Annotated in this window: 14 protein-coding genes; 12 read left to right on the top strand and 2 right to left on the bottom strand. The window is 39.0% G+C overall.

The annotated features are described in order from the left end of the window. The first annotated feature begins 13 nt into the window (after nucleotides 1-13). The 12 genes from C2869_RS15005 (at nucleotide 14) to C2869_RS14950 (ending at nucleotide 10,665) form a co-directional block, all read left to right on the top strand. Entirely contained in the window at nucleotides 14-1,381 is a 1,368-nt protein-coding gene (locus C2869_RS15005) for a DUF1329 domain-containing protein (RefSeq protein WP_108603733.1), read from the top strand. 90 nt (nucleotides 1,382-1,471) lie between these two features. Continuing rightward, nucleotides 1,472-2,506: a WD40/YVTN/BNR-like repeat-containing protein gene (locus C2869_RS15000; RefSeq protein ID WP_159084192.1), complete on the top strand. Its 1,035-nt coding sequence runs from the start codon at nucleotides 1,472-1,474 to the stop codon at nucleotides 2,504-2,506. An 8-nt stretch (nucleotides 2,507-2,514) separates the two neighbouring features. After that, the gene (locus C2869_RS14995) at nucleotides 2,515-4,839 is read left to right on the top strand and encodes an efflux RND transporter permease subunit (RefSeq protein ID WP_108603729.1); all 2,325 of its coding nucleotides are present in this window, start codon (nucleotides 2,515-2,517) and stop codon (nucleotides 4,837-4,839) included. Between the two features lie 21 nt (nucleotides 4,840-4,860). Next, nucleotides 4,861-5,646 carry a BPSS1780 family membrane protein gene (locus tag C2869_RS14990; protein WP_108603727.1) on the top strand — a complete coding sequence of 262 codons (786 nt, stop codon included), beginning with the start codon at nucleotides 4,861-4,863 and terminating at the stop codon, nucleotides 5,644-5,646. A 15-nt stretch (nucleotides 5,647-5,661) separates the two neighbouring features. Continuing rightward, nucleotides 5,662-6,210 carry an NAD(P)H nitroreductase gene (locus C2869_RS14985; protein WP_108603725.1) on the top strand — a complete coding sequence of 183 codons (549 nt, stop codon included), beginning with the start codon at nucleotides 5,662-5,664 and terminating at the stop codon, nucleotides 6,208-6,210. 42 nt (nucleotides 6,211-6,252) lie between these two features. Next, nucleotides 6,253-6,768, top strand: coding sequence for a PTS sugar transporter subunit IIA (locus C2869_RS14980; RefSeq protein WP_108603723.1), 516 nt, complete (start codon nucleotides 6,253-6,255; stop codon nucleotides 6,766-6,768). Next, nucleotides 6,765-7,112 (top strand): ArsC family reductase, encoded by a 348-nt coding sequence (locus C2869_RS14975; protein ID WP_108603721.1) that lies wholly within the window; start codon nucleotides 6,765-6,767, stop codon nucleotides 7,110-7,112. Before C2869_RS14980 ends, C2869_RS14975 begins: the two co-directional genes overlap by 4 nt. Before the next feature lie 251 nt (nucleotides 7,113-7,363). Continuing rightward, a complete protein-coding gene (gene dapE, locus C2869_RS14970; RefSeq protein WP_108603719.1) occupies nucleotides 7,364-8,506 on the top strand; it encodes a succinyl-diaminopimelate desuccinylase in 1,143 nt (380 codons plus the stop codon). 342 nt (nucleotides 8,507-8,848) lie between these two features. Then, on the top strand, nucleotides 8,849-9,514 hold the full coding sequence (locus tag C2869_RS14965; RefSeq protein WP_108603717.1) for a M15 family metallopeptidase: 666 nt from the start codon (nucleotides 8,849-8,851) through the stop codon (nucleotides 9,512-9,514). Between the two features lie 59 nt (nucleotides 9,515-9,573). Beyond that, nucleotides 9,574-9,738 (top strand): DUF2897 family protein, encoded by a 165-nt coding sequence (locus C2869_RS14960; RefSeq protein ID WP_108603715.1) that lies wholly within the window; start codon nucleotides 9,574-9,576, stop codon nucleotides 9,736-9,738. A 76-nt stretch (nucleotides 9,739-9,814) separates the two neighbouring features. Continuing rightward, nucleotides 9,815-10,108 carry a Dabb family protein gene (locus C2869_RS14955; protein ID WP_108603713.1) on the top strand — a complete coding sequence of 98 codons (294 nt, stop codon included), beginning with the start codon at nucleotides 9,815-9,817 and terminating at the stop codon, nucleotides 10,106-10,108. An 11-nt stretch (nucleotides 10,109-10,119) separates the two neighbouring features. Continuing rightward, nucleotides 10,120-10,665 carry a YecA family protein gene (locus tag C2869_RS14950; RefSeq protein WP_108603712.1) on the top strand — a complete coding sequence of 182 codons (546 nt, stop codon included), beginning with the start codon at nucleotides 10,120-10,122 and terminating at the stop codon, nucleotides 10,663-10,665. Between the two features lie 13 nt (nucleotides 10,666-10,678). Here the strand turns inward: C2869_RS14950 and C2869_RS14945 are convergent, their stop codons facing one another. After that, nucleotides 10,679-11,389 (bottom strand): SDR family oxidoreductase, encoded by a 711-nt coding sequence (locus C2869_RS14945; protein ID WP_108603710.1) that lies wholly within the window; start codon nucleotides 11,387-11,389, stop codon nucleotides 10,679-10,681. 129 nt (nucleotides 11,390-11,518) lie between these two features. Further along, entirely contained in the window at nucleotides 11,519-12,391 is an 873-nt protein-coding gene (locus C2869_RS14940; protein WP_108603708.1) for an AraC family transcriptional regulator, read from the bottom strand. Between the last annotated feature and the right edge of the window lie 23 nt (nucleotides 12,392-12,414).

Genomic DNA, 12,414 nt, shown 5'->3' with positions numbered 1-12,414 from the left:
GGCGCAAAATTTTATGAAAAATAAATTATCTATTATTGCTACCAGCCTATTTTTAATTGGTTTTGCTGGAGCGAGTTACGCAAAAATCACGGCTGAACAGGTTAAACGATTAGGTCAAGATTTAACGCCAATCGGGGCTGAAAAAGCGGGCAACGCAGATGGCAGTATTCCAGCTTGGAATGGCGGTTTAAATAAACCTGTTGTTGGCTATAACAAAGGTGATCATCACCCAGATCCTTTTAGTTCGGACAAGCCATTGTTTGTGATTGACGCAAGCAATTATCAAACCTATGCGGCTAATCTAAGTGAAGGGCAAAAAGCTTTATTTAAAGCCTACCCTGATACTTTTAAAATGCCTGTCTATCAAACGCGTAGAACCGCCGCGTACCCGCAGTTTGTGTATGATGCGACTAAAGCCAATGCCACTCAAGCAGAATTAGTCCAAGGCGGCAACGGTATTAAGGGCACCGCAGTGGGCATTCCTTTTCCAATACCTAAAAACGGATTAGAAGTCATTTGGAACCATACATTACGTTTTAGAGGTGAAGTTGCCGAGCGTAACGGTGGTCAAGCTATGCCTACCGCTGGTGGTGATTACACCTTTATCGGCTTTGATGAAAAAATGCTATTTCTTTATTCGATGCGTGATGCCACTCCAGCTGAGTTAGAGCAATCAAATATATTGTTTAAGTTCAGTCAGAGTGTTACTGCACCGGCTAGACTGAAAGGTACCGCTTTATTAGTTCATGAAACCATGGACCAGATAAAAACGCCGCGCAATGCATGGACATATAACACAGGACAACGCCGAGTGCGCAAAGCGCCTAATGTGGCATTTGATGCCCCAGGCACAGCGTCGGATGGCTTACGAACGACAGATGATTTTGATCTATTTAATGGTTCACCTGATCGCTACAATTGGACTTTAAAAGGCAAACAAGAGCTGTATATCCCATACAACAGTTATAAGTTGCACGCTAAAGGGATCAATTATGACGATATTCTGCATAAGGGGCATATTAATCCTGAATTAACTCGTTATGAGAAGCATCGAGTGTGGGTGGTTGAAGCTAATTTAAAAGACGGTACAAGCCATATTTATCACAAGCGAGTCTTTTTTATTGACGAAGACAGTTGGCAAATTCACGTAGCTGATGCTTTCGATAGTAGAAATGAGTTGTATCGTGTGAATTTTTCCTATGGTTTAAATTATTACGAAGTGCCTACGCATTGGTCGACGCTCGATGTTTATCATGATTTAAATTCTCGACGTTATTTAGCATTAGGTTTAGACAATAATGAAAAAATGTATAATTTTGATGCCGATTTAAACGAGAGAGATTTTACCACGTCAGCATTACGCCGAGCGGGGATCCGCTAGCGCGTCGCTGTATATTGAACTATGTGGGGTAGGGAAGCCAAGCATTGTCGCTTGGCTTTTTTTTAAATGTTGTTTGTTGTGGTTCCTGATTTGAAAAAAAATAAATTAAAGAGAAATGAAGTGATCAAATTCGTATTGTTGATCACGATTTGGTTAGCGACGCCTTGGGTTTTTGCCAAATCGGCTGAAATCCAACCATTAGCGAGTCAATCTTTGCTGCTCGACATTACCCGCGTTGATCAAACAATTTATGCCGTAGGAGAGCGCGGTCATATCATCAAGGCTCAAAGTACTAATCTAAACCAGTGGCAACAACTAACTGTGCCCATAAATACAACACTGACATCTATCTTTTCTTTGGATCAAAATCATTTATGGGTAACAGGCCATAGTGCTGCTATTTTACATAGTGCTGATGCTGGAAAAACTTGGGTAGTACAAAACTATAATGTGGCAGATGCAACACCATTAATGGACATAGTGTTTATTGATCAATTACGTGGAATTGCTGTTGGTGCTTACGGATTATTTTTACGCACACAAGATGGTGGTAAAACATGGCAAAAGGAGTTACATGCTAGTTTATTATCCAAAGACGATATTGAATATCTGCAGGATATTAAACAAGAAGGTGAAGAGGTTTATCAAGCAGAACTAGCAGCAAGCCTGCCTCACCTTAACAAATTGACGTTGACAAGCCAGCAAGTGTGGGTTGTTGGTGAAACGGGTCTAATTGCTAAAAGCGTTGATTGGGGACAAAACTGGCAACGCCAACAATCGCTATATGCAGGTTCTTTCTTTGATGTGCAATCAACTAAATCAGGTGTGCGTGTTGCTGGGTTAAGAGGACGAGTTTTTACGTTAGCAGACGGTGATTGGCGCGCTCAACACACCGCAAATCAGGTATCGGTTAATCAAACCATTAATGTAACTAATGGATTTATTGCGTTGGCGAATAGTGATGAAATTAGCTTGTATGCAGAGGGTAAAGGTTATTCAGTTTTAGGTAAATTAACCTCAAAAAGCCAGGTCGCCGGTATTATTTTAAACGATACATTAGTCACGGTAGGGGAACTAGGCATACAAGTTTTACCTATCCAAACAGATAAGCGCTCGAGTTTTTAGGAAGAGTTATGTCGTTAAACCCCATAGTTAATTTTCTGGAACAACTTCTTTTTCGTCAGCGCTCGCTAGTTTTATTGGCTTTTGTATTGCTGACTAGTTTTTTTGCTTACCATGCTTCCACTATTAAATTAGATGCTGCATTTACCAAAAATATTCCGCTGCAGCATAGCTACATGAAAACCTACCTGGATTATCAATCAGAGTTTGGAGGCGCTAATAATATTTTAATTTCCTTGTGTGACATTCCTGTCGAACAAGGCGAAAGTGGTAATATCTATAATCCAGAGTTTTTTACTTCACTTAAACAAGTACACGATCAATTATTTTTTATTCCAGGTGTAAACCGAGTTACCGTCAATTCTTTGTATTCACCGGCGGTGCGTTTTACTGAGGTTGTCGAAAACGGTTTTGCAGGCGGACCTGTGATTCCTGCTGATTTTAAAGCCGATAAAATAGGCCTAGCTACGGTTAAACAAAATGTTGAAAAATCAGGCAAGGTTGGGCGTTTAGTTTCTAATGATTATTCGTGCGCCATGGTGAGTGCGCAATTATTAGATTTTGACCCGCAGACAGGCAGTGCAATAGACACTATTTCTCTTGCTAAACAAATTGAAAGCCAAATACGCGAACAATATCAATCCGATAGATTAAGCATTCATATCATTGGCTTTGCAAAAATGGTGGGAGACGTAGCGAAAGGTGCTAAAGGCGTTATTATATTTTTTGTTATTGCTATTATCATTACCACGATTTTTGTTTATTTTTTCTGTGGTTCGCTCAAGCTCACTTTATTTCCCATAATTTGCTCACTTATCGCCATTGTTTGGAAGGTTGGTATTTTAGCTTTATTCGGCTTTGGTATTGATCCCATGTCTATTTTATTGCCGTTTTTAATCTTTGCTATTGGTGTTAGCCACGGCGTACAAATGATTAATGCAATCAAAAAGAATTGTCAGAAAAGTGTTTCCACCAAACAAGCGTGCGCCGACGCATTTCGTAGTTTAATCGTTCCTGGGCTGGTAGCTTTAGTATCAGACTCGGTTGGTTTTCTTACCATTTTAAGTATTGATATTGGCATTATAAAAGAGTTAGCAATTTCTGCGTCTATTGGCGTGGGTGTTATTATTATCACCAACCTTATTTTGTTACCTGTACTGGCATCCTACTTAACCCTAAATGTAAAAAATACTGACATAAACCAGCAAACCACAGCAAAAATATGGCTGTTGCTTGGCCAAGTCACTGAATTAAATAAAGCCAAGCAATTAGTTGCTTTAGCATTAATTTTATTTGCAACGGGTTTTTGGTATGCCCAAGGCATGAAAATTGGTGATTTACATGCGGGAGCTCCAGCTTTGCATGAAGATGCGCGTTACAACCAAGACACATTTCTTATTACCGACAAATATTCAGTTAGTGTCGATATATTATCTGTTATCGCAGAATCGGTTCCTGATGCGTGTACCGATTACAATAAAATGCGGGCGATAGATGACTTCCAATGGCGCTTAACGAATGTGCAAGGGGTGCAATCTAGCATTAGTTTAACCAGTGTCGCTAAAATCGTTAATGCGGGTTATAACGAAGCCAATCCTAAATGGCGAGTCTTGTCGCAAAACCAAGATACGCTTGCCCAGTCTGTGGCCAGAGTGCCAACAACCAGTGGTTTATTAAATGGCGATTGCAGTGCAATGCCGATTATTCTATTTTTGGCTGATCATAAAGCCGAGACAATTGAGCGGGTTATTGATGCGGTTAAACAAAACAGGCATGAGTTTAGCCAAGATGATTTGACCTTTAGGTTAGCATCAGGTCCTGTTGGGGTGATGGCGGCAACCAACGAGGCGGTAAGCGAAGCACAAACGCCAATGATGATTTACGTGTATGGTGCCGTCATCATTTTATGTTTGATCAGCTTTCGCTCTGTAAAGGCAACTTTAGCTGTTGTGATCCCGCTGTATCTAGTATCAACCTTAGCTCAGGCGCTTATGACCTATTTACAAATAGGTCTAACTGTCTATACTTTGCCGGTTATTGCCCTTGGTGTGGGAATAGGTGTAGATTATGGTATATACATATTATCTACAATGACTCAGCAATTAAACCAAGGGTACAGTGTCAAAGACTCGTATATTTATGCATTAAAAGAGCGCGGTAGCGCCGTTATTTTTACCGGTATTACTTTAGCGGTTGGTGTTAGTACTTGGCTATTTTCTGATCTGAAATTCCAAGTCGACATGGGCATATTGTTAACGTTTATGTTCTTAGTCAATATGTTAGGCGCTATCTTTATTCTACCTGCTATTGCGAAGTTTTTGTGGAGTAAACAATAATAGTCAAATTGAGTGCAATTGATGTCAGCACATGAACAATCAAACAAACCGATAGCAACTTATTTTAATCATTCAATCAAAAGCTTCGAATTCAAAAGAGGCTTTGATTGGGTCTCTCAAGGTTTTGAAATTTTTGCCAAACACAGTTTATTATGGACTGTGAGTTATTTAACACTCATTGTACTCACATTACTAATTCCAGTTGTAGGTCAAGTTTTAACGGCGATTTTATCGGCTGGGCTGTTTATTATTGCGCAAAATATTGATAGTGGTGAAAAGTTCAAAATTAGTGATATGTTTGAGATATTTAAGCGAGCACCCGTTAAAATATTGATCTTATCTATCTTGAATAGTTTGGTGTTTTTTCTTTGCGTGAGTTTGTTTGTTGACCAAAAGGGGTTAACGCCAGAGTCCATTACCAGTATGACACCAGAACAAATGTCGCAGTTACTTATCGACTTCTGTTTAGGTTTTTGTATGTATTTAATACCCGCGATGGCCTTTATTTTTTCTCCTATTCTTGTCTCTTTACATCCCAATATTACTTTGTGGCAATCTATCGAATTTAGCTTTAAAGCTTGCCTAATTAACACCGTACCAGCTACCGCATTTGGTTTAGTTTTTATTGGCTTATTTTTACTCGCTATGATCCCTATGGGACTTGGCCTTATTTTCGTTATTCCGATTGGATTGTGTGCATTATATGTTGCTCATAAAGATATATTTTGTGTCGTCCCTGAATTCGATGATGAAGACGAGCAACAACCACCAAATTCAGACCAGTCAAATGACGTAATATCAGCTTAAGGAGTGATTTATCACATGCAAGCATTAGATCTTTTACTTACCCGCCAATCGTTTAATCAGTTAACTGAACCCGCACCGGAAGGTGATGCTTTGCAAGCCATATTAGATGCGGGAGTTCGAGCTCCCGATCATGGCGCGTTAACGCCTTGGCGCTTTATTGTTTTTAGTGAAGCTGCGCGTAATGATTTAGGCGAGATCTATGCAGAAGCGGCAGAGCAAAGCGGTGCATCGGATGACAAAGTTGAAAAAGCCAAAAATATGCCTTTACGCGCTCCGTTAGTCATAGCGATTATTGCCGATGTCAAACCCAGTGACAAAATTCCTCGTTTAGAACAAGTCATATCGGCTGGTTGTGCGGTTCAAGCCATGCAAATGGCTGCGTTTGCTCAAGGGTTTGATGGAATATGGCGCACAGGTGAGTTTGCTTATCACCCGTATGTTAAACAACAACTTAAACTAAAAGATGAAGATGAAATAGTTGGCTATTTGTATTTAGGAACCGCAAAACAACAAGCACCAACCAAACAACGCCCCAGCGCTAAAGACTTTACTCAAGTATGGTAAAACGATTAACGGGCATACTAGTATAAATTAGGAAATAAGCGGTTGGCTAAAGCAGACATTATACATCCATTTGGTAAAAAGCAGTTGCAAGGAAGTTATGCAATTCCAGCACCCTGTAATGCGTCGATTAAACCGCTATCTGAATACCCAAGGCCATTAGTGGCTGACGGTTATTTTGGCCAAGGGATCATGTTTGAACCGTTTGGTTACAAATTCGTTAGCCCCCTGACGGGGGTTCTTGACCATATGCCAGCCACTTGCCATCGAATAAAGTTAACTAGTAAGCAAGGCCTTAAAATTGACATTCGCTTTGGCCTTGAAACCGAATCATTGATGGCGACAGGCTTTAAATGTTTTGTCAAAACTGGTGATGTTGTGCAGCAGGGGGACTTATTGTTTGAGTTTGACCTTGCCAGAATGAAAAGAGAATTAGCAAGCTTAGCTTCTTATCTAACTATTACAAACAGTCATCTATTAGAGAGCATAATGCCTTATTATCATGAGGTAAGGGCACAAGAAGACCCTATTATGAGTATTAAACCGCGGAGAAAAACATGACAACACTTTACGGCATCAAAAATTGTGACACGGTAAAAAAAGCCAAAAAGTGGCTCGATGCGAATGGTATCAGTTATACCTTTCACGACTTCAGAGTGGATGGGCTTGATGAAGATAAAATAGAAACTTGGTTAAATAATGTAGAGTTTGATGTTCTGTTGAATAAACGTGGTACTTCATACCGTCAGCTAGAAGACGATGTAAAGCAAAATTTAACAAAAGATAATGCCGCAAAATATTTTGTTGATTTACCAACGTTAATTAAACGACCTGTATTAGAACTGGATGAGCAAGTCATCGTCGGCTTTAAAGCCGATAACTATCAAGCTTTATTTAGCAAATAATGCCAATCGTGCAAGACTGACTAATCCTATTGTATAGTCAAAGCAATCAGGTTTTAGGGGAAGCCGTCAAGCTTCGAGACCCCATGAGCATATGCTCTATTATGTGATTGGGGCGAGTAAGCGCAGACAATGAACCATAAAATCTGAGTGAGAAGACTATAATAGGTCATTCGTTCTGAATGGCTTTAATGTTACAATATATCAATTCACCTAATTCCTTCATATTGTTTAAAGCAAGGTAATCTATATAAATGTCTGATCAACAAAGCGCGGTACTAGCGCTAACCAAAGATTTAATTAGCCGAGAGTCTGTCACCCCTGAAGATGCGGGTTGCCAACCTTTAATGTCTGAGCGTTTAGAAGCATTGGGCTTTGTTACTGAGACCATGGTCTTTGAAGACACAACCAATATGTGGGTAAGAAAAGGCGATGCTGATCCTGTTTTTTGTTTCGCCGGTCATACAGATGTTGTACCGTCTGGTCCAGTTGATGCTTGGCATACGCCACCTTTTGAGCCTACTGAAATAGATGGTTATTTACATGGCCGTGGCGCAGCGGACATGAAAGGCAGCTTAGCGGCCATGGTAGTTGCTACGGAGCGTTTTATTGCTAAACATCCTGATCATAAAGGCTCGATCGCTTTTTTAATTACCAGTGATGAAGAAGGTCCTTTTATTAATGGTACAACTCGTGTTGTTGATACACTAGAAGCACGCAACGAGAAAATGACATGGGCACTTGTTGGTGAACCTTCCAGTACTCATAAAGTGGGTGATGTAATTAAAAATGGCCGCCGAGGATCCTTATCCGGCGATCTTTTTGTCAAAGGGGTGCAAGGCCATGTTGCTTACCCACATTTGGCGAAAAACCCTATTCACCTTGCATCACCTGCAATTGCGGAATTGTCTCAGATCCAATGGGATCAAGGTAATGATTTCTTTCCACCAACTAGTTTTCAAGTATCCAATATTAATGGTGGCACAGGCGCGACTAATGTTGTGCCAGGTGATGTTCATATTCAATTTAACTTTCGTTATTCAACTGAAGTCACCGCAGAAGAATTGATTAAACGTGTTGAAGGGATATTAGACGCTCACGGGCTTGAATATGATTTAGACTGGACATACAACGGATTACCGTTTTTAACTGCAGCGGGTGATTTAGTGGAAGCGGCGGTTAAAGCGATAGAAGACACAGTTCACTATACGCCGCAATTATTAACAACAGGCGGAACATCAGATGGTCGCTTTTTAGCACCAACCGGTGCGCAGGTATTAGAACTTGGTCCTTGTAATGCGACTATTCACAAAATCAACGAATGCGTCAGTATTAGTGATTTAGAGCACTTAACTGATATGTATGAGAAGATATTAGAAAACTTACTAGCAAAATGATCTAGTACGTTGAACTCGTTTTTAAGTGTGCGAGATTAAAGACACGTTTCATTGTAGGGCCGAATTTATTTCGGCTAACACAAGGTTTGTCGATGTAAAATCTACCCTACAAATTAGAAAAAGGTAATAAATTCAACCGTTCAAAGCTTTTGCGTTAAGGTACTAATACCTTTTCAATTTAATTTTGATTAATTGAAACAAGGCTAGCTATTTTTGTAGGTTCGACGCTCGCGTCGTATTTTAAGGTTTTGACGAAGCAGCAGCTTCGACCTACAAAGAATTTAACTGATCATTTCTTTCTGGAAACACTACTAGTTGATAACTAGGTTTAAGAAGCGTCTTATGGATAATTTAATTTTAACTGGGCAAAGCACGCACCACTTATGCGAGCTTTATCCTAATCACATGATCCATCAAGACGCTGTTGCTGGTGTAAAACATTTACAACAACAGGCAAAAGATCAGGGATTTGATTTAAGACTGGCGAGTAGCTATCGCGGTTTTCAACGTCAATGCCAAATTTGGAATGAAAAATACTCTGGCCAGCGACTTGTTGTTGATAATAAAAATAACCCAATCGATTTAAGTGTCTTAACTGAGCTTGAGCGCATAAAAGCGATTTGCTTGTATACAGCCATACCCGGCACCAGCCGCCATCATTGGGGCACGGATATTGATGTTTACGACGCCAATAAAATTGGCCGAGCAGACTTACAATTAATTGAAACTGAATATATTGATGATGGACCTTGCCAGCCATTAGCTAATTGGTTGCAGGTTCATGCACAAGCGTTAGGTTTTTTCTTACCTTATACAGCACAAAATCAACTTAAAGTAGCCAACGAACCATGGCACTTATCATACAATCCTGTTGCCGAATATTTTAGCCAATCTATTTGCCCCGACCTTTGGTTACATCAAGTGCCAAGTGGTAGTATGCTGGGCTATGCCTGTATCAAAAATAATATAGAATCGCTATTTTCTGATTTTGTATTGTTTCAACAATAAGTGTGATACAAAGGCGAAGGATTGTTGGCATCAAGCATAAAGTGTAGAAGGTTATCTAAATGTCTATCTTAATCCTAATTTTAATTATTGCCTTAGTCGCCGGTGGCTTTTTACTATTGAAAAATAATACGGATTTTAAATTACCAGATAATTGGCAAGAAAAGCACCAAGCGAATCAACAAAAACAGGATAAGTGGGATAAAGACGACTGGGATAACGATTAACAATTTATATTGCTTTGCTGTAAGCCAAACAATAGTTGAACATAATAAAAAAATCTTAACTTAATAAGGTGAAACCATGATTAGACATACTGTTGCTTTTAAATTAAAACATGAGATTGGCTCTGAAGCGGAGCAAGATTTTTTAACCGCTGCAAAAGCGCTGGCTGCGATTGAAACAGTAGAAAAATTTGAGTGCTTAAAACAGGTTAGTAGTAAAAACGACTTTGCCTATGGTTTATCCATGGAATTTGCCGATCAAAGTGCTTACGATTTTTATAATAACCACCCAGACCACGTAGCTTTTGTCGAACAGCGTTGGTTAAAAGAAGTGGTTGATTTTATGGAAATCGATTATGTGGTTATTGGTTAACGTATTCGACGATGGGAAAATTTAAGCGAAACCAAATTTGTTTTTGTGGCTCAGGGAAAAAATATAAAAATTGCTGTAGATGGAAAGAGCACCTTCCAGAACTAGATACGGTTTACTTTAAATCTACGTGGAAAAACAAGTTAATAGATAGTTCGTGGCTTATTCTCGGACAAGTAATATTCTTCACTATCCTTTTTCTATATGTTTATGTTGAAGATGGTTACGGGCCTATAAAAAATTGGGCTCTGTATCTGATGTATATTGCGGCTTTTATGTTAGTCGTTTGTTTAATAAAAAGTTTGTTGTTTTATACTGATTTCAACTTTAGTCAAAAAGGGATAACTTCTAAAAACCTTGAAAATAACTTTGTGAATTGGCGCGATGTTGTCTCAATTTCAACGATTGATTGGGGAAACTTGATTACAGAATATTTAGTGATCGAGTATAAAGCATTAGACAGCACCCATAAAAAGAAAAAGTTAAGATTGTGTTACTGCGATTACACACTCAATGAAGCTTTTGAGTTAGCAAACTATTATAAACAAAATAGCTACTAACTCTTAGAGTTAATTAAAAACCCCACATCCCAATATTGTCTATTTTTAAGCGTCGTGGCTGCTCTAGTAAATAGGTGATCATCGATGCTAAATCTTCATTTTGTATCAAACCGCAATCAATGGGATCGCTTGCCGATTTTTGAGATTGGATCAGGGCAGGGTTGAGTGAGTGGACATGTATACCATACTCACGCACTTCTTCCTGTAGGGCTTTTCCTAGTCCGACCATGGCAAATTTAGATGCACAATAAACGCCGGCATTAGCATAGCCATTTAGTGCGGCTTGCGAAGCAATATTAATGATGTATCCTTCTTTATTATTAATCATCATAGGCAGCGTGTTTTTACACATAAGGTAACTACCTTTAACATTGGTATTCATTACCTCATCCCAATCACTTTCACTGGTTTGCCAAACTATACTATCTTTTCCAAAACCACTGTTATTAATGAGCACATGGATGGTAGACCATTGTTGTTTTACCGAGAGAATAAACTGCTTAACCTGATTTGCATCACTGACATCACAAGGTGCCGCGAAAATAGCATCTTTATATTGTGTTGAAAATTCATCAAAAGTGGCATTTAACGTGTCTGGATTTCGGCCACAAATAGCGACCTTCATCCCTTTTTGCAATAGTGCCTTGGTAATTGTTTTACCTAAGCCTTTCCCACCACCCGTGACCACGGCCACTTTGTTTCTCAAGTTATAATGATCTGTCATTGAATCGCTCACTTATTTATCAAGTTTAAATAATTGAGCAAAATATGGCACAAACTTATAGGCTTTTTAGTATGAATACGATGGCAAAAGTTAATGACCTCGGACTTTAGTTCGAGGTCAATTTATAATTTACAAGCGTTCGTTGATAGCCCGCTCTTTTAAATCCGCACGATATTTATGCGGCGTAGTGGCAAATTGTTTTTTAAATTGCGATATAAAATGCGAAGGGCTAGAAAAGTGCAGCTCATAGCTAATATCAGTGATTGAATAATGCGACTGACTTAACATTCGAGCAGCACTATACAATTTGTGTCGCAAACTATATTCAGAAAAATTACATCGAAACACTTTTTTGAACATTCTTGAAAAATACGAAGGTGATAAATGACAAAGCTCAGCGGCTTCGACCAAAGTTAATTCAACACTGGTTTGCTGGCGGAACATATTAATAACTGGCGTTAATTTTTCAAAACCTAGGCTTTTAGTTATGGGTTGAATATTTGGCGGCGTGACAGGTTTAGCGTATTCTGCGATCCAAATCACCAATAGCTTTAACAAGGTTAAGCTTTTTTCGCTCATCGGGTTTTCTTGATAGCTTTCATACAACCATTTAACTTGTTGCTTAATGTTGGCCATTTGTTCTTCAGGTAGGCGTAAATGCATACCTTGTTGAAAAAACGAACCTATCGCTTCCATTTCTGGTGTATCAATAACACTTGGTAAAAATTGAATGATATACCAAGACTTTTGTTTATTACTCAATTCAAAATCGTGGGTTTCTAAAGCCGGCGTAAAAACGATGTCATTTTGTTTTAGCTGAGATTCGCCTTGGCTGTAGTAATAAGACCCTTCAATTTCGTCAAAAATGATAAATTCGTGAACTTCATGGAAGTGCATAAAACAAGAATAGGCGTCGTCTGTCTTATATTTAACATGGTGTATTTCAAACTGATACCCATGTTCTATAACAAATGGTTCACAATAAACCTGACTCGCTTGCATAAAACACTCCAATAATTATTGAT

Source organism: Saccharobesus litoralis, assembly GCF_003063625.1.
GTDB classification, from domain to species: domain Bacteria; phylum Pseudomonadota; class Gammaproteobacteria; order Enterobacterales; family Alteromonadaceae; genus Saccharobesus; species Saccharobesus litoralis.
The sequence above is the reverse complement of the archived record's forward strand: the minus strand, read 5'-3'. Positions and strand labels throughout refer to the sequence as shown.